Source organism: Mesobacillus foraminis, from assembly GCF_004340465.1.
Taxonomy (GTDB): Bacteria; Bacillota; Bacilli; order Bacillales; family Cytobacillaceae; genus Mesobacillus_B; species Mesobacillus_B foraminis.
Genome location: NZ_SLVV01000012.1, coordinates 144,167 through 167,209, shown reverse-complemented (window position 1 = coordinate 167,209; position 23,043 = coordinate 144,167). Strand labels below are relative to the sequence as shown.

Annotated in this window: 17 protein-coding genes and 1 pseudogene; 2 read left to right on the top strand and 16 right to left on the bottom strand. The window is 43.0% G+C overall.

All coding sequences use genetic code 11. The annotated features are described in order from the left end of the window. Positions 1–52: 52 nt before the first annotated feature. The 16 genes and pseudogenes from EV146_RS21500 to EV146_RS21425 form a co-directional block, all read right to left on the bottom strand. On the bottom strand, positions 53–1,057 hold the full coding sequence (locus tag EV146_RS21500; RefSeq protein ID WP_132010607.1) for a LacI family DNA-binding transcriptional regulator: 1,005 nt from the start codon (positions 1,055–1,057) through the stop codon (positions 53–55). An 89-nt stretch (positions 1,058–1,146) separates the two neighbouring features. Next, entirely contained in the window at positions 1,147–2,472 is a 1,326-nt protein-coding gene (locus EV146_RS21495) for a multi antimicrobial extrusion protein MatE (protein WP_132010605.1), read from the bottom strand. An 86-nt stretch (positions 2,473–2,558) separates the two neighbouring features. Then, on the bottom strand, positions 2,559–3,668 hold the full coding sequence (locus EV146_RS21490; protein WP_132010603.1) for a response regulator transcription factor: 1,110 nt from the start codon (positions 3,666–3,668) through the stop codon (positions 2,559–2,561). 3 nt (positions 3,669–3,671) lie between these two features. Beyond that, positions 3,672–5,465, bottom strand: a complete 1,794-nt coding sequence (locus EV146_RS21485) for a sensor histidine kinase (RefSeq protein ID WP_132010601.1) — start codon at positions 5,463–5,465, stop codon at positions 3,672–3,674. A 165-nt stretch (positions 5,466–5,630) separates the two neighbouring features. Continuing rightward, the gene (locus EV146_RS21480; protein ID WP_132010599.1) at positions 5,631–6,941 is read right to left on the bottom strand and encodes a pectate lyase family protein; all 1,311 of its coding nucleotides are present in this window, start codon (positions 6,939–6,941) and stop codon (positions 5,631–5,633) included. An 11-nt stretch (positions 6,942–6,952) separates the two neighbouring features. Further along, the gene (locus EV146_RS21475; protein ID WP_132010597.1) at positions 6,953–8,068 is read right to left on the bottom strand and encodes a glycoside hydrolase family 88/105 protein; all 1,116 of its coding nucleotides are present in this window, start codon (positions 8,066–8,068) and stop codon (positions 6,953–6,955) included. A 117-nt stretch (positions 8,069–8,185) separates the two neighbouring features. Next, complete coding sequence (locus tag EV146_RS21470) at positions 8,186–9,526, bottom strand: ABC transporter substrate-binding protein (protein WP_132010595.1); 1,341 nt, start codon at positions 9,524–9,526, stop codon at positions 8,186–8,188. A gap of 51 nt (positions 9,527–9,577) precedes the next feature. Next, positions 9,578–10,417 (bottom strand): carbohydrate ABC transporter permease, encoded by an 840-nt coding sequence (locus tag EV146_RS21465; protein WP_132010593.1) that lies wholly within the window; start codon positions 10,415–10,417, stop codon positions 9,578–9,580. A 2-nt stretch (positions 10,418–10,419) separates the two neighbouring features. After that, entirely contained in the window at positions 10,420–11,364 is a 945-nt protein-coding gene (locus EV146_RS21460; protein ID WP_132010591.1) for a carbohydrate ABC transporter permease, read from the bottom strand. A gap of 161 nt (positions 11,365–11,525) precedes the next feature. Continuing rightward, positions 11,526–12,576, bottom strand: a pseudogene (locus EV146_RS21455) (oxidoreductase). Between the two features lie 18 nt (positions 12,577–12,594). Then, positions 12,595–13,545 carry a Gfo/Idh/MocA family protein gene (locus EV146_RS21450; RefSeq protein ID WP_132010589.1) on the bottom strand — a complete coding sequence of 317 codons (951 nt, stop codon included), beginning with the start codon at positions 13,543–13,545 and terminating at the stop codon, positions 12,595–12,597. A 208-nt stretch (positions 13,546–13,753) separates the two neighbouring features. Continuing rightward, a complete protein-coding gene (locus tag EV146_RS21445) occupies positions 13,754–15,121 on the bottom strand; it encodes a glycoside hydrolase family 1 protein (RefSeq protein ID WP_132010587.1) in 1,368 nt (455 codons plus the stop codon). Between the two features lie 205 nt (positions 15,122–15,326). Then, entirely contained in the window at positions 15,327–15,941 is a 615-nt protein-coding gene (locus tag EV146_RS21440; RefSeq protein WP_132010585.1) for a hypothetical protein, read from the bottom strand. 54 nt (positions 15,942–15,995) lie between these two features. Next, positions 15,996–17,273, bottom strand: a complete 1,278-nt coding sequence (locus EV146_RS21435; protein WP_132010583.1) for an ABC transporter substrate-binding protein — start codon at positions 17,271–17,273, stop codon at positions 15,996–15,998. 92 nt (positions 17,274–17,365) lie between these two features. Next, positions 17,366–18,253, bottom strand: coding sequence for a carbohydrate ABC transporter permease (locus EV146_RS21430; RefSeq protein WP_241994001.1), 888 nt, complete (start codon positions 18,251–18,253; stop codon positions 17,366–17,368). Between the two features lie 17 nt (positions 18,254–18,270). Continuing rightward, on the bottom strand, positions 18,271–19,155 hold the full coding sequence (locus tag EV146_RS21425) for a carbohydrate ABC transporter permease (protein ID WP_121611287.1): 885 nt from the start codon (positions 19,153–19,155) through the stop codon (positions 18,271–18,273). A gap of 531 nt (positions 19,156–19,686) precedes the next feature. On the opposite strand from EV146_RS21425, the gene EV146_RS21420 reads away from it, so the two are divergent. Then, positions 19,687–21,960 carry an alpha-galactosidase gene (locus EV146_RS21420; protein WP_132010581.1) on the top strand — a complete coding sequence of 758 codons (2,274 nt, stop codon included), beginning with the start codon at positions 19,687–19,689 and terminating at the stop codon, positions 21,958–21,960. Then, positions 21,938–22,870: an ROK family protein gene (locus tag EV146_RS21415; RefSeq protein ID WP_132010579.1), complete on the top strand. Its 933-nt coding sequence runs from the start codon at positions 21,938–21,940 to the stop codon at positions 22,868–22,870. Before EV146_RS21420 ends, EV146_RS21415 begins: the two co-directional genes overlap by 23 nt. Positions 22,871–23,043 lie beyond the last annotated feature (173 nt).

The window sequence follows — 23,043 nt, the reverse complement described above, 5'->3', positions numbered from 1 at the left end:
TCCACCCTCCTAATATTTGCACACGTGAACAAATCTTCAAAAAAACAAACAATTAACATTTCGCCAGTGTTTTTACAGAATCTCTGATCATCAGCTCTGTATTCGCGAGGATCTTTTCCTTCCTCTGTTCATTTCCATTAAGCAGCGATAACAGCTTTTTGGCCCCTTCGACGCTGATTTGCTCCACCGGGCGTTTTACTGTGGTCAGCCTTGGCATCGTATACTGGGCAAATCCAATATCATCGAAGCCTACTACCGATACATCATCCGGTACCTTGAGCTCATTTGCAAAGATGGCATTCATGGCTCCTATCGCCATGTCATCATTGGAGCAAAAAACGGCTGTAGGTCGTGTATTCAGTGACAAAAGCTGTTCCATCGCCCTGTACCCGCTTTCCATATCATAATTTCCACTAGCAGAGTATTCACTGCGAATTTGAATTCCATGCTGGATCAAGGCTGAAATATATCCTTCCTTGCGCTGCTGTGAAGATTTAAACCCTTGCTTTCCTTCAATAATGGCAATATCTGAGTGGCCGTGCTCGATGAGATATTCGACTGCCTGCCGGGCGCCCTCCTTATCATCGGAAAGAATATTGATGATATTTTTTTCTTCAATATCCCTATTCAAAACCACAAATGGAATATTTTTCTCCATAACATGATAAATAAAGGCATTGTCGTTTACACTCTGGCTCATTAAAAGAATGCCATCATACCTTTGACGGCCGATTGAGGAATAATCGCTGTAATCGTCAATGCCGCGGACGAATAAATTATACTCCTGGCTGATTACGCTGTTGACTCCCTTCAGGGTATCGGCAAAGAAGCTGGGAGAAGTCCCGTTGCTGATGCTGGTATAAAATAATCCAATTGTATAGGATTTCTGTTTCACCAGGCTTTTTGCATTAAAATTAGGCGTATAATTCATCTGTGCAGCAATCTCGAGGATCTTCTTTTTGGTCGGCTCTTTGATCAAGGGACTGTTATTTAATGCCCTTGATACAGTAGTATGTGAAACATTTGCCAGTTTTGCGATATCCTTAATCGTGACCATTGTTGTGACCTTCCTTTTGTTAACGTGAACATTCTACTTTTATTTTACTTTTAACACACTGCCTCTGCAAGCGGTTTCCATAAATTCTTTCATCCAGCATTCCGTTTTTCTTCTTGCAGGGCCTTATTTTTACGGGTCACAACCAAATATACAGCTGCTAAGCCAATGAGCTCCCCTGCAGACGCAGCGATGGCACCTGTGCTTCCATTCAAATGGGGAAATAAATAAACCAGTGGAACAATAACGACAATCACTGCAGTCATATTGAACAATTGAGGCTTGAGCAGCGACTTAGTATTCTTCCTTAACATCAGGATGCCTCCAAAGTAATCTACCCACGGAAACACCAAGGTTTTAACAATGAAGAATTTTAGTACCAGCAGGGTTTCTTGCGCAAGAATCTGGTTAGTGCCCATAACACTCTCCATAAAAATCATTCCTAGTGGTGTAAAGCAGAGAATGGCCAGCAGCATGGAAGGAACGATACTAAATACAATGATGCATTTCACGACTGTGTGACGATTGTTCTCGTAAAATTGGAGCACAATCTGGTGAGTATACATAAAGAAACTTAAAACCAGATTCGTAATGCTAAATGCCAGTGCAAAAGAAGCAATCCCCATATGAGCATCCTGTACTTTGCCAAGAAAGGCATACAGTATTGGAATAATAACTGTCTGAAAGGAAAGATAAAAGACAAGCGGAGTATAAAACGAGAAGATATCTTTCTGTTTCAGCAATGGACCACTGTCAGCTTGCGCAGATTTCATGATCGAGTGTCCCCTCCAAACACTCACCATGCACTCGATCGCCATTCCTGTCAAAAAGATCACAGCTCCGACCATGCTTGAGACAACTGAATCCGTCAAGATGAAATAGTAAGCGACCAAAAACATGCCAGCGAGTCTGAAAATGACACCGATGGTCACCCATTTTGTCTCTAAGTGGTTAATGATGATTCCCTGGTACAGGCAGCGAAGCCCGGAAAAAATAATCACCAGTGAAATCACCCTGAAGGTAGCCAGCAAAGATTCCAGGGAAACTGAATCTGCATTGAAAGCGTGAAGGAACACCCAATTCCCCAATGGGGTGAAGCCCAGTACAGCACAAACCGCTGATATCAAGAGCGTTACTTTAATAAAGAAAGCTCCCAGCATTTTAAAAGAGGATTTTCCCTTTACCAGGGCGGAGCTAGTTTGCCGGAAAACCAGGGCAGGCCTTTCAATAATCCCAAAAAGGGATAAAGCAAGGGCGTAGTTGGCAATAATGAGCTCGGCCTGGTCGGCCCTGCCCAATGTGCCATTTATGATCACGTGTGAGATGGATGTCAGGCTTGCGGAGAAACCAAGCGGAATAAAAAAGGCCAGCATTCTCATTAATCCAAAATCTGCTGTTGTTTTGGTGTCGATCAGCAACACACCTCCAATTATTGAGCTAGAGTGATAGAGTAAAGCCGAAAACCATATAACATAAGTATCCTGCATCGAGATTTATAAGCTCACTATTTAAGCTTCTTAAACTCAGCGGGTGAGTAGCCTGTGTATTTCTTAAAGCTGCTGCTGAAATATTGCGGATTCGCGTAACCAACCTGCTCGGCTACTTCATAGGTTTTAAAATCCCTTTGACGAAAAATTTCCATTGCCGCTTTCATCCTGGTCTCCAATAAAAATTCCCCGAAGTTAAAGCCCTTTTCCACCTTAAATAAATTGCTTAAATAGGCTGGACTGACATGTACCTTTTCTGCTACTGTTTGCAGGGACAAATCCTCGTTATGATAATTCTGTTTAATATAGTCGATCGCTTTGTCCACCAAGGAATGTTTTTGGTTTTTGTTCAATCCGTTTACGAAAGCTGCGAGGTTCACCGCCATTTTCTCCAGCGTTTCAAATATTTCCGTTATGGTTTCCATGCTCATTATTTCATTTTGTGCATCTATGAATCTGGAATGGTCCCAGGTTTTTGCCCACTTTGAAGATTCATGAATAATCAGGCTCATTAAGCGGATGGCCATCAGCTTGACATCCTCCAGGGAAATATCCTTGCTCATCAGATTGTTTTGAGTATTTTCCAGATATCCTGATACCTTTTCGGATAATCCCAGTTTGATCAGCGGGATGCATTCCTCTTCGAACCGCGGCACTTCTATTGCTCCTGACAACGGGTTGGACAGTTTTTTAAGAAACTCCTTTTCGATTGCCTGGCTCCCTTCACTGATTTGCTTTTCCCGCAGGTACTCATCCTCCCATTCCCGTGAAGCCTGCTTTACCTTTTCAAGCAGGCTTTCTGTCTCTACAGGCTTAAGCAGATAATCGAATGCCCGGACTTTGATGGCTTCATGAGCATATTTAAAATCCTCATACCCTGTCAGCAGGATAATCTTTGTCCTGTTGTTTTTCTTTCTTATTTCCTTTGCCATCTCCAATCCATCCAAGAACGGCATCTTGATATCAGAGACAACGATATGGGGATTCTCCCGTTCAATAAGCTCAAGGCCTTGTTCGCCATCTGCTGCTTCACCAACCAGCTGAAACCCATGTTTTTCCCAGGGCACCACAGTAGCTAGTCCCCTGCGGATAATACGGTCGTCATCAACAATTACCACCTTGTACATCTTTTAAACTCCCCCCCTGGTTTTTGGAATTATTACCGTATTTTTTGTTCCCTTTCCTTCTTCGCTCTCCAGAACCAGTCCATATGGCGAACCGAAATGCATGCGGATTCTTTCATGGACGCTCTTCAGGCCGATTCCAATAGTTGAGGAATGTTCACTCGTTTTTTCCAGCTCAGCCCTTATTTCAGCAAGCCTTTCCTTGCTGATTCCGCCTCCATTGTCCATGACTTCCAACACGATGGTTTCTCCCTTCTCATACCCCTTGACGGCAATGATCCCTTTTTCCCGCTTTAGTTTTACACCATGATAGATTGCGTTTTCAATTAATGGCTGGAGTGTCAATTTAACAATTTCCCAGTTTAAAATCTTTTCATCCATTTCTATTTGATAGGAAAAGTCGTCTCCATATCTCATTTCCTGGATAACAAGATAATTTCTGATATGGGTGATTTCTTCCTCCAGGGAGATGATCTCCTTTCCTTTGCTGATTGAGATCCTGAAAAAGTTGGACAATGCCGTTATCATGGAACTGGCCTCTCCATTGAGACCCATATCGCATAGCCCTTTTATTGAATACAGCGTATTGTACAGGAAATGGGGATTTATCTGGGAATGAAGAATAGCGAACTCCAACTGCCGTTTTTCTTCCTGTTCCAGCTTAATTTGATCCAATAAATGATTAACGCGGGTTAATAAATCCTCCATTGCATTATTTAAAATTTTTATTTCCCGGGGCCCGTTATGGTTATAGTTCATTGTCAGATTATTTTCATTAATTGATTTTGACTGTTCCACCAATGTGGAAACAGGACTAGATATATACCGGGCGAAAAAGTTGGCAATCAGGATAGCGATTCCTACTAAAACGAGTATTACAATTAAGGTGATATACTTGATATAGTCAGCTTTTTCTGTGATTGCATCGGTTGAAAAAACAGCCGCTACCTTCCACTTATTGATTCCGATTGTCTCGTAAATAACCATCATTTTTCGGCCATCATCACTCTGGAATTCATATCTTCCGCTGTCTTCTTGTAAATCCTTCAGATATCTCAGATTCTCTTCGCTCAAAAGATATTCATCCGCCATATCCTTGGAATTTAATGTTCCGTCCGGACTTACCAGTGCAATATAACCGTGTTCGCCAATCAAGGATTTGTTGAGGACCTTCTCAAAAAAATCATTCCGCAAATTAAACAGCAGGACTCCACTTGCGTCGGAAGCCTGGTTCCCAACCAATTTAAAAACGCTTACAACTTTGCTTTCACTTTTAAAAATGTCATCCTTATGTACGTTGTGCCAATAGAAACCTTCATCATTGCCTTTGTATAGATCTTCATATTCTTTATAGGGAAATTCTTTAATTTTAGTAGGATACTGGCTTTGGTATAGAGTGAACGCCCCATGATTCATATCTACGTAGATGGATTCAATGATGGAATTATAATTTAAGTGAATTGTTTTTAAAAAGCTGTTCATCTCAATGTAATCTTCCGGGTCAGCCTCAAACTGCTCCGAATTGATAATGGAAAGCGTCCTTGGATCATTTGAAAACGCCACCAATTGTTCGAACACGTCCGAAAGCCGATTCTCCAAATACCCTTTGGTTTGGAAGACGGTGTCCTCTATATTTTTGAATGCATTCTCTTCCAGCTGTGTTACCGCCACTCTGTAGGATAAGAACCCTGTTATCGCAATAAAGAAAATCATGACAGGCAGGAACAAAGAAATGATTGTTGACCGGAAGGAAAATAAAAAGTATTTTCGAATAAGACGACCTATTTTATATTTGGACATATGAACTCCCAGGCTGTTTGATGGCCCAATCCTTTCTATTATTATAGGATTATCCTATTATACGATACCTCATAACCCTTTGGCGGTAAATGGGGAAAATTCATATAATTCTTATTTAAGAAAAATAGAAACAGTCCGTGGATTGGGTATCCACGGACTGTTTCCTTACCTTGCGTTTCCTGCTCCTGCCTTCGCTTTGACTATAGCAGGCACAGCCTGCGTTGGATGGATGTTCGTAACTAAAGATGGCTTCCAGCCTACATTTTCGCTAAGCTGAAGGTCATGGGAATGATTAAACGCGTCTACCAGGTCTACTTGCCGGGCGCTGCTCTTTCCGCCAACATAGGAACCATCCTCGTAAATGGTTGTCCCTTTCCAATCCTTGATGATCTTCCCTGGATCGATATCATAATCGAATTGGAAGAAATTATTTTCAGCATAAATCTTAGATTCAATCCCGACACCCAAAGCATAGTCAAACTTATATCCGGATTCCTTCGAGAATTCATAATAGTTGTTGTATATGTGCACCTGTCCATAGCGGACGCGCGGCAATCGCTGAGTTAGATTCTTATAATAGTTGTGGTGAAGAGTGACCTTTAAATGATCGCGGTCAGATGTCCTGCTGTCACTGGATCCTATGAGCGAAACCTTATCATGGTCATGGAAAACATTGTAAGAGATAGTCACATAGTCGGACGCATTTGTAACATCAAGCAGACCATCATGCTGCTGATAGGTACGTCCAAATATTTTGCCTGAATCTCCGTCATGGTGTTCACCATCACTAAAGGTATTATGATCAAGCCATACATGATGAGACCCATTTGTAATCGTCACATTGTCATATTCTGAATTCCACTCACCATAGCTGCCATCGGTTGGGTCCCATTGCGGGAAGAAATCCCGGGGCGCTTCAAATTCAATGTTCCGGATGATGATATTCTCAACACCGCTCATTATGAAGCTTCCGCCAATGATTTTGGCATCGCTCCCAAGTCCGATAATAGAAGTATTGGATCCAATATTGACCACAACCTCTGCCTTTTGCTTCTTCTGGGCGCGGGCCCTGACTTCCTCCAGAGGACCGCTTACTTCTCTGTCAAGCCCCCAGGTTTCAGGGTTATAGGCTGCGAGATAGGCATTAAAGTCGTATTCTTCATCCGCATAATATTCAGGGCCTATCGGTTGATTGTTTTCATCAACATTGAAATCAATGGCGCCGTCAACATAAATAATTTTAGGAGTATTTTTACCGCCGGCACCCAGGGCCTTCACTAGTTCCTGTTTATTGGATACGGTAAAGATCTGGCTGTTAGCTGCATCTGCTCCGCCTGTAGTCCCTTCTCCATAGGAAGCCCATCCATCATTTTGCGGCAACGTTTGTCTCCCCAGATCATTTGACGCTGCGGACGCGGATGAAATTCCCAAAGCCAGTATAGAAGCTGCGAGAATACTGCTGACCGTTTTTTTCATCTCCCCACTCCCTATTCGATGATATTGGCCAGTGCCATGCTGGCCAGTATAAATGCTCCAACCCCATGAAGATCATTCTCTGACACTGGCCGGGATACGTAATAGTCGTAGACCCCTGCGGAGGTACCAATGCAAATTCCCTTCATTGTCAGGGAATCTTCGGTGGTTTCAATCATTTGGGCCAGCAAGCCCTGATATGCTTTCCTGGCAGTATCCAAGTACTTTTTATCTACATAGCCTTCTTCCACCGCTCTCGCAATTGTATAGACAAATAGAGAAGAACAGGAGGATTCAAGCCAGTTATCTTCCTGGCTACCTTTATCAACAATTTGATACCAAAGTCCGGTTTTTTCATCCTGATAGTCGGAATAACTTTGAATGAGTCCCTCTAACGCAGAGATCAGGTCTGCTCTTCCATTATGGTCTTCGGGCAGCAGGTCAAGGATATCAATCAAGGCTGTGCCATACCATCCCACCGATCTTCCCCAAAATTCGGGAGAACAGCCTGTTTCCTTGTCGGCCCAGGCCATGCTCCTTGTTTCATCCCATGCATGGTAAAGCAGCCCAGAATCTGGATCCTTCATGTTTTTCCTCATCAGTTTTTCTTGATATAAAACCTGATCCACTAATTGAGGATCTCCAAAAGCCTGGTCATACATCAAGGCAAACGGACCTGCCATGAACAATCCGTCAAGCCACATTTGATATGGATATTTATCTTTATGCCAAAAGCCGCCTTCTTTTGTTGTATTGAGAGTGCCAAATAAATTTCTTAGCTTAACCGCAGCTTTGCGATACCGCTCTTCTCTCGTTTCATTGAGCAGAGGAAAAAGGAGAATACCTACCTGTATTGAATCAAGCTGGTCTCTTTCAAAGAGAAAATTTCCTTCCTCGTCCAAAAGATTATCAATATAGCTCTTTATATAGTCGAAATACCGTGCTTCCCCATTCTTTTCCCAAACACGCTGCATGCCATAAAGGAAAACGCCCTGGTGATAATGCCACACATTGGCAGGCGGCAGCTGAGCTGGAGTGAAATTGCGCATTAAGGTGTCGCACGCAAGCTCGGCCATTGCAATCGCTGTTTCAGAAGTCACTTCAGTTTGTGTTGTATCGGAATAACTCATATGGAAAGAACCCTCCTGTATGTAAAATGATTTAGCTTACTTCTTAGGAATAAATGATTTTAAAGAGATTAAGCCGCCTTGAAATGAGTCGATTTCCAGACGGCTTTATCTGAGTGATTATTTCTTGAAATGTTCGTCGTATTTCTTTTGTGCTTCCTCGACGGCAGTTGCCCATTCGTCCAGGAAGTCCTCTACCGACATCTTCCCGCTTAAGACGGCCTGAGTACCAGAGTCAACTGTTGAATCAAGGATGGACCTGTATTCAGGAAGATAGAACGGCGGCTTATATAGAATTGTATTTGGATCGTCATATACTTTAAATGCCGTTTGAATATGAGGAGATTCTTTAACCCATGCTTCTTCTAATACATCAGCGTTTGTAGGGATTTGGCCAACCTCTTGATTCCAGTAGCTTTGGCTTTCCTTTGAGTTTAAGAAGCTTGTAAACTTCCAGGCTGCCTCCGGATGTTCAGTATCCTTAAAGATACTCACTCCGATTGTATTGCCGCCTTCTGCTACATATTTTCCATCCGGAGTTTTAGGAAGCGGAATCGCTTGGAACTGGTCTGGCTCCAGAGCCTCACTATGTTCACCGAAAGACCCAATATTATGCTGGACCATAGCTACGGCACCTGTATCAAAACCAGCAATCATTTCCTTATATCCATTTGTGATATCACTCTTCGGTGTATATTCTTTGTAAAGGGCAAAGTACTTTTTAAGGAATTCTGCATGCTCAGGGCTGTTGATTGTACTTTTGCCATCTTTGATATACTCCTCTTCACCAGAGTAAGCATACATCAAGCGCTGAAGCTGGAAGGAACCGCCTGCTCCGCCCCGGATGGTATAGCCGTACCTGTTGTTAGCCTTGTCAGTCTGCTCCTCGATGGCAGTGAAGAATTCATCCCAGGTTTCAGGAATCTTTGTCCCTTTTTCCTTGAACCAGTCAGGACGGACCCAAAGAATATCAAGGTTTTGTGTATAAGGGATTCCGTACAGCTTGTTGTCATTGACGATATCTTTATTGAAATCAATGGCTCCCGCATTAATTTTATCTTTTTGATCCCATCCCTCGAAATAAGAATCCAGCGGCAGCAGGGCATCTCGAAGGGAGAATTCCGGCAGCCAGCTTGTCTGGACACTGCCTACATCCGGTGTATCATTCGCTGCAATGGCTGCATCATATTTCGTTTTGGCAGAATCTTTTGGCAGCCCTACATATTCTACATCAATATTTGGGTTTTCCTCTTCGAATCGCTTAATCAGTTCTTCCCATATAGGTGTTCTTTGCGGGCCGGCATTTTCATCCCAGAAGGTTAATGTTACTTCTTCATTAGGATCATCCTTCTTTGGAGCTGCATTCGACTTTTCAGCTGAATCCTGCCCGCCGCAGCCCGCCAGCAATAATGCGGCAGCCATGGAAGAGGCAAGCAAGGTTTTCGATAACTTCTTGTACATATAAATCCCCCTCTATCTATGAATATATGTTTTGTTGCATAAATCCCAAAGTCATCCTTTTACTGCTCCGCCCATGCCATTCACCAAGTGTTTCTGGGCATAAGCGAATAAGATAATAGCAGGAATTAAAGCGATTACACTACCTGCCGCCAAAGCTCCATAGTTTATATTGAATTCACCCATCATATAGCTTAAACCGACCGGAAGGGTAAACCTTCCTTGCTGATTGGTCAGCATTAACGCGAGCAGGAACTCATTCCAGGTATAAATGAAGGTAAACACGCTGGTTGCCACAATTCCAGGGATCAGCAATGGGAAGATGACATGGCGGATTGCCTGCAAGCGATTACATCCATCGATCATTGCCGCCTCTTCCAGTTCACGCGGAACGTTAGAGATAAAACCATTCATCAAAACCGTCGTGAACGGTATTTCAACTGCAGCGTAAGTAATAATCAAGGACAGCGGGTTGCTTATCAGTCCCATGTTCTTGAAGATGATGAACAACGGGATAATCAGCATCGACCTCGGGATGAACTGTGTGCACAGCAGCATCAAAAGAAAAGGCCGTTTCCCTTTGAATTTATACCTGCTTAATGCATACCCTGAAAGAGTCGAAAGGACTAATACTATTAAAACAGTACACACACCAACTAGTAAACTATTTTTAAAGTAAGTTGAGAATCCGACATTTGTCCATGCGGTAACAAAGTTATCGATCGTTGGCGACACCGGCAGATAGCTCAGGGGCCGCTGAACAATTTCCCCTTCTTGCTTAAAGGCGGTGTTAATTGTCCAGTAGAGCGGGAACAGGGTAAATATCAGCATCGCCAGGATGGGGATATTAAGTGTAAAGAGTCTGTCAAACTTTTGCTGTGATTTCCGATTCATGGTTAATCCTCCCTCTCAAACCGTGTAATCCTCAAGTAAACTGCCGCGAAAACGAGTAGTATTCCGAAAGCGATGACAGTCAATGCGGATCCGTATCCAAAGTTGCTTCCGTGCACGGCCTGTTCGGCAATGTACATCGTTAAGGTAGTCGTGCTGTGGGCCGGGCCGCCTCCTGTTAAATTGAAAAGCAGGTCTACGTTATTGAACTCCCAGATGACCCGAAGCAGCGTTGTCAGGACAATTGTGTTTTTCAGCTGAGGAAGAGTAACAAATATGAATGATTTCCATCTCCCTGCACCGTCAACCCTTGCAGCTTCGTATAATTCCTCGGGAATGCTTTGCAAAGACGCCAGCAGTGTTATGGCGAAGAAGGGAATACCTCTCCAAAGCTCCGCTATAACCACTGCCGCGAAAGCAGTTGAGCTGTCCGCGAGCCAGGCTTTGCTCTCACTGATCAATCCCAGCCTCATCAGGAGGTCATTGAATACACCCATATGCTCATTGTACATTAGGGACCACATAACGGAGGCAAGCACCCCGGAGATTGCCCATGGAATAAAGGCTGCGGCACGGACAGCACCGCGGAACCGAAACTTCTGATTCAAGAGCAGGGCAAACGCCAAACCGAATATCAGCTGCAAGCCGACCTGTGAAATCACCCACTTAAAAGAGGTCATCAGACTTGGCAGAAATAATTTATCCTGGGTAAAGATTTTTATAAAATTATCAAGTCCTGCAAATCCATTATAAAACGGAGCCGACACATCATAGTTTTGGACACTGTAGTAAAAGACCGTTCCGATAGGATAAAATAGAAATGTAACAATCATCAATGTGGAAGGCAATATAAACAAATATGGGATCCACTTATCGATTTTAAATTTTTTTGATGGTTTACTGTTCTTCATGGAAACTACACTGGCGTTCACTTCTTGTCGCAAGCTCATGTATGGATCCTCCTTTCTTTCCTAAAGTGTAAACGGAAACGCTTTCATAAGGAATTTAAAATTTTTAGATAAATGTTTAAGATTTTTAGGTCTTTTCAAAAAGGTCTGATTATTTGATAAAAAAAGTCATGCAGCAGGTGCCGCATGACTAATCATCTAAATTATTCAGTTTTATTATTTTTATTAAAAGCGTGAACCCTTGGATTTTGCCCCGAAAACCCATTTTCAAGTATTTCAATCACAGCCAAGGCTTCTTCCTCAGTGACCAGGCTGCCCTTTTTCCCTTCAATTGCCTCCACAAAGACGTCATAAAAACGCCCGTAATCCCCCAAAGGTGTAGGGATCGTCAAATTTCTATCCTTCCCTTCCTCATCAGTAAAGGATACTTTCCCATAGTTTTCTTTCGGGTCAATGCCAAAATCTTTTTCCCACGGCATCCTCCCAGCCTTTAAGCATTCCTCTTGCTTATCTATGCCGTATTTAATGAAACTTCCCTTTGTTCCATGAAGAATAAATCTGGGATAGGGAGTTTTAACAATCATGCTCGTTTTAACAATAGCCTTAAAATTTTTGTAAAATAACTCAACGTGATAGTAATCATTGCTTCCTTCGCTTTGGGAACGGATATCGTAATAAACCTTCTCGGGAGCTCCGAATATGGAAACCATCTGATCCGTGGTATGTACACCCAGGCCATAGAAAGCACGGTTGACATGATCCTTAGGCAGCGGGATGCCCGGACGATCATAATCAATATGGGATTCCAGCTCCACAGCTTTACCTATATATCCTTTCTCCAGCACCTCCTGAAAGCGCAAGGAAGTCGCCGTCAAACCTTCTGTTCTGATAGGGGGTAATAATCAGGTTCCTTTCATGTGCCATCCGATAAAGCTCCCGCGCTTCTTTAACGGTCGGAGTAAACGGCTTCTCTACAATCACATGCTTATTATGCTCCAGGCAAATCCTTGCCAGGTCATAATGGGTTTCATGCGGAGTACAAATGACCACACTCTGAATTTCATCATCTTTAAGCAGATTGTCCAAATCATCCGTAAACTGTATTCCATATTCCTGATATTCCTGCTCAAGCTGATATTTCCTTGTACGCGAATAAATCGTTTTAACCCTGATCTTCTTTCTATTTAATACATATGGCAAGTGATACCTTGTTGTACTTTTCCCAAAACCGATGAATCCAATCGAAACAGTCATAGGTTCGTTCACCTCCAGCTATTTTTGGGCTCTATCCACCAGTCTCATCACTTCAATCGAATCATCCCAGCTCATTAGTTCACTTTCCAGCTTCCCTTCCTGAAGACATTGGACAGCCTCCCGGATCTGGTACTCAAACCCATTAATTTCAAAGGGAATATGGATTTTCCGTTCTTCCCCTTTCACATGGATGAAAGCCTGTTCTGCATTCGAATATATTGGGACGCAGATCCTTCCTTCTGTACCAAGGAAGTTCGCCTCTCTCCGTGTATTCAGGGTAATGGAGCTGTATAGCTGCGCATGTTCGCCATTTTCATAGGCTAAAAGGATGGATGAACTTTCATCGACACCAGTGGTGCCGTAGTATAGCTCGCTTTTCATGCTGACAGGTTTATTTCCGAAGTAATAGGAACTATAGGAGAGATTATATATTCCTACATCAAGCAGGGCACCTCCGCCTAATTCTTTATTAAATAATCTTCCAGCAGGGTCTACAGGAGCATTGAAACCAAAATCCGCCTGCAGCAAACGGACATCGCCAATTGTACCATCATTGATCAGCTCCTTGATTTTTCGGCTTACGGGGAGGAACCTGGTTTTCATAGCTTCCATAAAAAATACTTTCTTCTCCCTTGCTGCTCCAACCACTTCGACTACTTCTGCCTCATTCATGGTTACAGGTTTTTCACACAGGACCGCTTTTCCATGATGAATGGATAATAGTGCAGCCTCCTTATGAAAAGGATGCGGCAGGGCTATGTAGATGGCATCTACCTTGTCGTCCTGGACTATTTCCCGGTAATCGCCATAGCATTTGCTCTCTTCCAGGCCGTAAACCTTTCCAAAAACCTCTGCACGTTCCTTCGACCTGGATGCTACTGCTATAAGGTCTGCCTCTTCCATTTGCTTTACTGCCTCAGCAAATTTTGCGGCAATATTTCCCGGGCCAATAATTCCCCACTTAATCAATTAAAACACCTCTCCTCCCAAATTCATCGTACTAGCCAGCAGCCCTCTTTTGAGAACTGGCTTTTTAATATTTCCATTTTATAGAAAACTATCATTCTTGATTTTACCTGATTTTCATTTATATGAATAGAGTGAAGCCCTGCTCTGCAAAAGAACCGGCTGGATACCCAGTCCGGTTCTATTCCCTCCTATAAGGGCAGGAATGTATTTATAACACCGTGCCATTTGAGGCTGTTACCTTCTTAAACCAGTCAAAGCTTTTCTTTTTATACCTTTTCATGTCTCTTAAATCGGTTTCATCACGGTTGACAAAAACGAACCCATAGCGTTTTTTCATTTCCCCCTTTGAGCTGAGGATATCTGTTGAACCCCACATCAAATATCCGAAAACGTCGACTCCTTCTTCCATCGCCAATTTCATTTGCTGGATATGGCCTTTCAGGTAATCGATTCGGTACTGGTCGTCGACCGTGTCATTCTCATCCAGCTCCTCTCTTGCACCAATTCCGTTTTCCGTGATAAAAATTGGCAGCCTGTAACGGGCGTACATATCTTTTAAGGCAACACGAAGTCCCATTGGATCAATGGCCCACCCCCATTCATTCGTTTTTAGATTAGGGTTCGGTGTCACTCCGGATATGAGTGCTCCTTCATTGCCGGGAACGTGCTTTACCGTCTGGCTTTGATAATAGCTGATGCTTAAATAGTCGACTGTATTTTCCTTGAGCAGCTCCGCATCACCCTCTTCAAATACTGGCATGATTCCTTTACTGTGCAGATCGCTTGTAATGTAGGACGGATATTCCCCGTGGGCAAATACATCAAAGTAAAAATCATTCAGAAGCTCTTTCGCCTTCAGATTTGCGATGGTATCTTCCGGCTTGCTTGTAGCAGGGTACGTAGTGAGATAGGTAACCATTCCCGCCATTTCCCCCCCAGGGACCAATTCATGCAGTGCTTTTACTGCCTTTGCATGAGCAATAAAAGCATTATGTGTGACCTGATACCTGAAGGCCTCCTGGTTATCCTCAGGCAATGTCGCGCCCCAATGATGCGTATTTGTGAGGACCAGATTCTGTTCATTGAAAGTGAGCCAGTATTTTACTTTTCCGGCGTAACGTTCAAATACGACTCTTGCATATCTTTCAAATAAATCCACCACCTTCCGGGAAGCAAAGCCATTATATTTCTCCGCCAATGCAAGCGGCAAATCAAAGTGGTAGAGGGTTATGACCGGCTGTATGCCATTTGCCAGCATTTCATCAAACAGGTCATCATAGAACTTCAAGCCTTCTTCATTTATCTCGCCTTCCCCATCCGGAATGATTCTTGACCATGAAATGCTTGTACGATAGGCATTGAATCCCAATTCTTTAAATAGAGCAATATCCTCTTTGTAGCGGTTATAAAAATCAATAGCTACTTTCCAGTCTGAGTGGTTCTCCGGGACAGGCCTGGCATCCACGATGGACGGACCCTTGCCTCCTTCATTCCAGGCACCTTCCGTTTGAAATGAGGTAACGGCTCCTCCCCATAGGAATTCTTTTGGAATTACTTTGTCATTCGTGTTTGCCATTGTTTATTCTCCTCCTGTAATAGATGATTTAAATGGTTCTCCGGGTCAGGTTATTACATTAGAAAATTACCCAAATTTCGTCTTCACTTTAGTAAAGCCCCTCCCCTTTCTAATGATAAATTTCAAATTGTCCCGTAATTTCTTCATTACCGCAGCAAGGACGTTGATTTGCCTGGGCTCATCCACAGCACTCCGTCTTTCACTCTCAGCTATCTATTCCCGCATATACTTTTCCTAAAATCAGGACTGCAGAAAGAGCATACATGGCCGGGGCAAAGAATATGAAGAAAATCAGGTTCTGCTGGCTTAGATAGGCGATGACAAGAAATGCAGCCAGCAGGAAAATAGAGCTGGTAAACTTCTTCACCAATAAATAAAAACCATATAAAATAGCTTTTTTCACGGTTAACTGGAGCTTTACCATATTAAAAGAAACAAAAGTAAATAGAATAACAGCCAATAAAACCATATAAACAAACGCATATTTTATGACCTGCCCTATATTTGATGGCAACGATTCCGGAAACGGAAGCACAATAAATGAACTTGCATAAATTAAGAAAACAAACCACATGAGTGATACCTTTTTTGTGGATTTGTATTTCTGGCTGTTTTCTTTAAATAATTGCCTTACGGGCCTCCCGCTCCCCTTCCATACTTCATTAATGGTTTCGATCAATGCACAAAAGGAAGCCACAAGGCCTAGAATAAAAGCCCGCTTTATTAAGGAAAGCCAAAAGAATAGGCTTGTTTTAGCCATGCTAAAAGCAATGTCCATCATCCCTGCAATTTTGCTGTTTATATTGGCCATTCTGTTCATTTGTTCACCTTCTAAGAAAAGGTACTTGCAATTGGCAAGTACCTCTTTTCATTTTTACTCCAGACCATATTCCTTGCGGATCTGGTCGGCGACTTTCTTCAGTTCTTTCTCCGCATCTAAATTCTTCAAGTTAATATTGTCAATGACCGGTTGGATTTTACTTTGAATTTCCGCATATTCAGGAGTATAAGGAGCGTTCATCACAGTCTTGCCTTCCTGGAGAAGGGTTGCCAATGAATCAGCATTTTCGGGTGCATTTTTCATGTCAACGATCTTTTCAGCATTCCGCTTTACTACAGGGACGGCAGAAATTGTATCAATCTGCAGGTCTTGTCCTTTTCCAGAGGATAGGAATTCCAGCAGCTTAAACGCCTCTTCAGGATGTTTTGTGCCTTTACCGATACCGATTGGCAAATAGGCAGCCGCTGAGACATTGCCTGCTTTCCCTGCTGGCATCGGAACAATATCCCATTTAAACGTTGCATTCTTTGCAGTATCTGCCCAGTCCCATGGTCCCATCAGCTTCATAGCCGCTTTTCCAGAAAGGAACAGGTTGGACATACCTTGTGATTGAGCTGATGTTGGCTGGACCTTATGCTTGTTGATCAGGTCAGATCCAAATTGAACAGCTTCAATGGATTCAGGAGAGTCGATTGTTACTTTCTTCCCATCCTGGCTTACGAAAGATCCCCCGTTCTGGACTAATAGTTCACCAGTATAGTAGTTTTCCATGCCAAATTGTACAGTCTTGCCGCCTTCAACTTTAGTCAGTTTCTTTGCAGCTGCAAGGAAATCATCCCAAGTCCATTCGTCTGTTGGATAAGGAACTCCTGCAGCATCGAACATATCTTTATTGTAGCCCATCTGGAATGTGGAGGCATCGCGGATTAACGCATATTGCTTGCTGTCCACTTGCCCTAGCTCAAGCACATTTGGCATATATTCATCTTTTTTGATGTCTTTGTCCGACAAATCCATTAAAACACCTTTTCCAACAAATTGGCCAAACGCAGCAGGCTGAATCCAAACCAGGTCAGGCTGGTCTCCGCCGGCAGACATCGTCAGGAATTTATCATTAAACTTATCATACGGAGCATACACCATCTTTACTTTTACACCAGGGTTTTCTTTCTCAAATGCCTGGAATATCTCATTCTCTAACTTTGTGCCTTCAGGATTGTTATTCCAGACCAGGATTCGAAGCGTTACATCTCCTTTAGCATCCCCGCTGGATTTCTCTGAATCTGAGCCTGAACATCCTGCCAAAAAGGCTGACAGGGCAAATATAAATGTTAAAAGCAGAATACTAAGACCTTTTTTATTCTTTGACATGAACTGCTACCCCCTTAAAATGATTTATATAATGTTACAGATAATGCCTCATAGAGATGAGCCATTATCTGGCGAACCCATTTTTCACCGCATCATCCTTTGCCGCCTGTTGTGGCAATTCCCTCAATGAAGTACCTTTGGCCGACAAAGAACATAATGATCAGAGGAAGAATAATGAGCACACTTGCAGCCATCATTGGTCCCCATTCAATTAATAATGCACCTTTGAATTGAAGGATTCCCAGTGCAAGCGTATATTTGGCATCATCATTCAGATAAATCAGCGGCCCGAGGAAATCATTCCAGGTCCACATAAAACTTAATAAAGCAACAGTAATGATGGCCGGAGCAGAAAGCGGAAGAACGATTCTCCAAAAGATACCTAATGTACTGCAGCCATCCAGATATGCCGATTCCTCCAGTTCCTTTGGAATGGTCCTAAAGAATTGCCGGAGGAGGAAAATGAAGTAAGCGTTCCCAAAGAAGGCCGGAACAACCAGCGGCAAAAAGGTATTTGTCCACCCAAGCTTGGCGAAAATCATATAAACTGGAATCATCGTCACCTGCGGCGGAAGCATCATCGTGGCCAGCAGGAGGACAAACCATGCATCCCTGCCTTTACCCTTGATCCGTGCAAACCCGTAAGCTACGAGAGTGGACGATAATACGGTTCCCAGCACGGTTCCAACCGTCACAATGATAGAGTTCATATAATATTGTCCAAAGTTGACGATCGTAAAGACATCTTTATAATTGGCAAAGTCCCATACATTCGGAATAAGTGTCGGCGGAAAGGTCAAAGCCTCATTTTCAGGCTTTAAGGAGGTTCCAATCAGCCAAAGGAATGGAAAGATAAAGACAATCGACAATCCAATCAAAAGTCCATAGACAAGCAGCCTTTCCAGGATTTTTCCCCTTTTTATGCTGCTTTCTTTTTTCGTTTTAAGAGCTGGTTTTGCTTTAACATCTGCGATTTCCAAGGTACTCCCCCTCCTGGCTATTCATCGTATTCATAGTAAACTTTCTTTCCAAACACCTTAAATTGAATCAATGTAAAGATCAGGATGATGATAAACAGGATCCATGCCAGTGCAGATGCATAGCCCATTTTAAAGAATTTAAAGGCGTCCTGGTAAAGATAGAATACATAGAACAGGGATTTATAGTTTGGACCGCCATTTCCATTACTGACAACATACGCTTGAGTAAAAATTTGAAAGGCCCCAATCAAGCCCATGATTAAATTAAAGAAAATAACATTTGAAGTCATCGGAACTGTCACATGCCAGAACTTTCTCAGTTTTCCTGCGCCATCAAGTTCAGCTGCTTCATATAGCGTTGCAGGAACACTTTGCAGGCCGGCCAGGTAGATGACCATGCCGCCTCCTGCACCCCAAAGGCTCATAATAATGAGAGAAGGCTTAACCATTTCCTCACTCAGCAGCCAGTTGGAGGTCGGCAAATGAAAGAATGAAAGAATGGAGTTTGCAATTCCGAAATCCGGCTGAAAGATCAATATCCACAGCAATGAACTGGCAACCGTCGGCACAAGGGATGGCAGATAAAAGATTGTCCTGAATGCCCCCATAAATTTTACTTTTGCATTGAGGAGAACCGCCAGCAAATACCCAACAACCAGTCCAAGCGGCACACCGAAAATGGTGTAAAAAAATGTATTCCATAGAGATTGCCAAAACAGAGGATCCTCGGTAAAGATTTTTTGGTAGTTTTCAATTCCAACCCAATTTGCTGCCCCTAGCCCGGAATAATCAGTAAAGGACATATACAAGGAGTAAATCATTGGACCGGCTGTGAATATAAAAAATCCAATCAGCCAGGGTAAAATGAACATATAAAATGAGAAAGTTTTTGACTTAAACATTTTCCACCGCCTTACTTCATACTTAATGATGAATCCTCAGATAAACTAATCTTAAGAACAATTGAAACCCCTTACATTAAAATTTAAACAACTTGTTCCACTGTATCCGGTCTGCACCTCTCCTCAATTTTTTTTTGCTGTTTAAGTTAATATAGCAAATTAGCTTTTTATTAACCTAACAAATATTAACCGTTAACTTAATAAGGTCATTATATACTCCCTAAAATAAAAATGTCTATACTTTTTAAAAATTTTTTCAATTAGACTGACAGCGTTTACAACTAATCTTAAACACACCTGCTCACGTCCCACGAGGCCGAGATGTTGACGTTATACCCGATTCCACTTTAAACACCCAGTATTTCATATAGTTTATAAATTAATCGATTAACTAAAATTATTTAAAATTAATTGTAAATTAACTTTAATGTTGATACAATTTAACTACTTAACATTTTTGAAACCGTTCCTTCCCTTCTTTATGTAAGGGTTTTCCAAGGAGAGTTAAACCAATAACGCGAGGTGATTTTAATGGCTATTAAGGTTAATGAGGAAAGCAGAGAATTTCATCTATTTAATGGAAAGGTAAGCTATATTTTCAGAGTTTTAGAGAAAAGCAGCCAGCTGGAGCATTTATATTACGGAAAGAAAATCAGGCACCGGAAATCCTTCAGACATCTGATCGAACGCGAGGTGCGTCCATCCTGCAATCTGTTTGAAGGTGACCATACCTCTTCCCTTGAGCACATCAAGCAGGAATATCCCAGCTTTGGAACAACTGACTATCGTTATCCTGCTCACATGATTACCGATACAATTGGAAGCAGGATAACCGACTTCCAATTTGAAAGCTATAAAATTCTGGAAGGGAAACCCCTTCTTGAAAACTTGCCTGCTATATATACTGAAGCCGGGAGTGAAGCAGATACCCTAGAAATTACGCTTATGGATTCTGTTTTAAACAGTAAACTCATCCTTAGCTATACCATCTTTTCGACTTGCAGTGTGATTTGCCGCAATGCAAGATTTATTAATGCCGGTGATGAAGCCTTCTATTTAAATCAGGCGATGAGCGCGAGCATTGATTTCCCGGATGACAATTACGAATTGGTACACCTTCATGGAGCCTGGGCACGAGAAAACCACGTAGAGATCAGAAGGCTGTCAAAGGGAATTCAATCCATCCAGAGCGCCAGAGGGGCCAGCAGTCACGCCCATAACCCTTTCCTTGCGCTGAAAAGGCCTGATACCACAGAACATAGCGGGGAGGTCTACGGATTCAGCCTCGTATACAGCGGGAATTTTCTTGGTCAGGCAGAGGTGGATACCTACGGAGTCACAAGGGTGACCCTGGGGATTAACCCTTTTCAATTTAAATGGAAGTTAAATCCCGGCGAGTCGTTTCAGACTCCCGAATGTGTAATGGTCTATTCGGGTGATGGGCTAAATGGCATGAGTCAAACATACCACCAGCTTTATCGCAGCCGGCTGGTCCGCGGAGAGTGGCGTGACCAGCCACGGCCTATCCTGATCAATAACTGGGAAGCTACTTATTTTAGCTTTAATGAGGAGAAGGTTTTGACCATTGCAAAAGCTGCAAAGGATCTTGGGATCGAGCTGTTCGTGTTAGATGACGGCTGGTTTGCTGAAAGGCATGATGATACCAGTTCACTGGGAGACTGGTTTCCCAACAAAGAAAAGCTTCCACAGGGCATTAAAGGTTTATCTGAGAAGATTGAAGCCCTTGGCATGAAGTTCGGCCTATGGTTCGAGCCCGAAATGGTTTGCAAGGATACTAAACTATTCGCCGAACATCCGGACTGGATCATTTCCACACCCGGACGCAAAGCATCGCATGGCCGCAACCAATTCATACTGGACTTCTCAAGAGAAGAAGTGGTTGATCATATCTTTTCCCTCATGGACGCGGTACTTAGCGAATCCAAGATTTCGTATATTAAATGGGATATGAACCGCTATATAACGGAGGCATATTCAACGGCACTCGATCCGGACCGCCAAGGCGAGGTCTGCCACAGATATATCCTGGGCGTCTACCGTCTATACGAACAGCTGATCAATAAATATCCACATATATTATTCGAGTCCTGTGCCGGCGGCGGCGCGCGCTTTGATCCGGGAATGCTGTATTACGCCCCTCAGGCTTGGGCAAGCGATAATACGGATGCCATTGAAAGGCTGAAAATACAATATGGAACATCGATGGTGTATCCATTGAACTCCATCGGAAGTCATGTATCTGCTGTGCCCAATCATCAGGTCGGCCGAACAACCCCGATAGAATCAAGGGCAAATGTAGCTTTCTTCGGCACCTTTGGATACGAACTTGATGTAACAAAAATCAACGATGAAGAAAAAGTGAAAGTAAACCAACAAACAGCCTTTTTTAAAGAAAAAAGAGAGTTAATTCGCAATGGTGATTTCTACCGGCTGTTAAGCCCTTTTGAATCCAATGAAGTATCCTGGATGGTTGTATCAAAGGATAAAACGGAAGCAATGATTGGATACTACAAGGTTCTTGCCAAGCCAAACGATAAGTACTACCGCCTTAAATTAACAGGCCTGGATCCGGATAAGCTCTATTTCCTCGAAGGCACTGGCAGTACCCATTATGGCGATGAATTAATGAACGTAGGAATTGTCCTTGCAGAAGATTTTACAGACCGCGCATCCGAATACTGGCAAAGAGAGAAACCCGGCGATTTCTCTTCAAAATTATTCATTCTTAAAGAGGCAGCACAAGAAAAAAAGGAGGGGCCCCATGAGGAATTACATGGTATTTGACGTAGGAGGGACCGAGGTTAAATATGCCGTTATCAATAATAATGGCGAATTTTTGAAGAAAGGCTCGTTCCCATCATCTCCGCATGATTTTGAAAAATTCACATCAGACCTGCTGGAAATTACTAGTGAGAACAGGCTGGAATATCAAGTGGCAGGCCTTGCCTTCAGCACCCCTGGCGGCGTTGACAGCGAGAAAGGGACTATAGGCGGTGCAAGTGCTCTTCCCTGTATCCACGGACCTAATTTTAAAGAGATTTTCGGGAATGCGACCGGATTGCCGGTTGAAATTGAAAATGACGCCAATTGTGCAGCGCTTGGCGAGGTTTGGAGGGGCGCTGGCAAAGAAAATTCTGATGTACTTTTTGTAGTAATCGGTACCGGCATAGGCGGTGCCGTGGTGAAGGATCGCAAAATCCATAAAGGGGTCCATTTACATGGCGGGGAAATCGGCTATATGGTATTGGATACTGTGATGGAAAATGGAAAGGTGAAATTTCGGACTTGGAGCGAATTAGCTGCAACGGCTTCACTTGTCCGCCATGCTGCCCGGGCTAAAGGGATCGACAGCACTGGCCTGAATGGCAAAATCATTTTTGAAGGTGCAGAAGCTGGTGATCATATTTTCCAGGAGGTTATTGATCATTTTTACCTTAATTTAGCTAAAGGAATCTTTAATATTCAGTATGTATACGACCCCGAAAAGATTATTATTGGCGGTGCCATCAGCAACCGTGAAGACTTGATTGACGAAATCTACAAGAAAATGGATCTCATTCTTGACTCGGTCAAGAATGCCAAGGTCCGACCGGTGATTGAAGTCTGCCAGTTCCGAAACGATGCCAACCTTCTCGGAGCGCTCTACAATTATCTTCAGCGGCAAGGGCCCAACAGCGAACGGACAATTGCATAACCGGTCAATCGATTCAATTCAGGCGTGATATCCAAGAGGATTCACGCCATTAATTTTATAGCGCTCAATGAAAACTCCATGAAGGAAATGAGCAAAGCTACTTATTCCTGATCGCTCCCTCTTAGTACCCATTTCTTACCTATTAGATGACTGCTTAAGTTACGTTTTTTAGT

Bases quoted from the DNA above. Each gene is read 5' to 3' on its own strand.
- EV146_RS21500 (WP_132010607.1), bottom strand. From the start codon at position 1,057: ATGGTCACGATTAAGGATATCGCAAAACTGGCAAATGTTTCACATACT.
- EV146_RS21490 (WP_132010603.1), bottom strand. From the start codon at position 3,668: ATGTACAAGGTGGTAATTGTTGATGACGACCGTATTATCCGCAGGGGA.
- EV146_RS21485 (WP_132010601.1), bottom strand. From the start codon at position 5,465: ATGTCCAAATATAAAATAGGTCGTCTTATTCGAAAATACTTTTTATTT.
- EV146_RS21480 (WP_132010599.1), bottom strand. From the start codon at position 6,941: ATGAAAAAAACGGTCAGCAGTATTCTCGCAGCTTCTATACTGGCTTTG.
- EV146_RS21475 (WP_132010597.1), bottom strand. From the start codon at position 8,068: ATGAGTTATTCCGATACAACACAAACTGAAGTGACTTCTGAAACAGCG.
- EV146_RS21470 (WP_132010595.1), bottom strand. From the start codon at position 9,526: ATGTACAAGAAGTTATCGAAAACCTTGCTTGCCTCTTCCATGGCTGCC.
- EV146_RS21465 (WP_132010593.1), bottom strand. From the start codon at position 10,417: ATGAATCGGAAATCACAGCAAAAGTTTGACAGACTCTTTACACTTAAT.
- EV146_RS21460 (WP_132010591.1), bottom strand. From the start codon at position 11,364: ATGAGCTTGCGACAAGAAGTGAACGCCAGTGTAGTTTCCATGAAGAAC.
- EV146_RS21445 (WP_132010587.1), bottom strand. From the start codon at position 15,121: ATGGCAAACACGAATGACAAAGTAATTCCAAAAGAATTCCTATGGGGA.
- EV146_RS21440 (WP_132010585.1), bottom strand. From the start codon at position 15,941: ATGAACAGAATGGCCAATATAAACAGCAAAATTGCAGGGATGATGGAC.
- EV146_RS21435 (WP_132010583.1), bottom strand. From the start codon at position 17,273: ATGTCAAAGAATAAAAAAGGTCTTAGTATTCTGCTTTTAACATTTATA.
- EV146_RS21425 (WP_121611287.1), bottom strand. From the start codon at position 19,155: ATGTTTAAGTCAAAAACTTTCTCATTTTATATGTTCATTTTACCCTGG.
- EV146_RS21420 (WP_132010581.1), top strand. From the start codon at position 19,687: ATGGCTATTAAGGTTAATGAGGAAAGCAGAGAATTTCATCTATTTAAT.
- EV146_RS21415 (WP_132010579.1), top strand. From the start codon at position 21,938: ATGAGGAATTACATGGTATTTGACGTAGGAGGGACCGAGGTTAAATAT.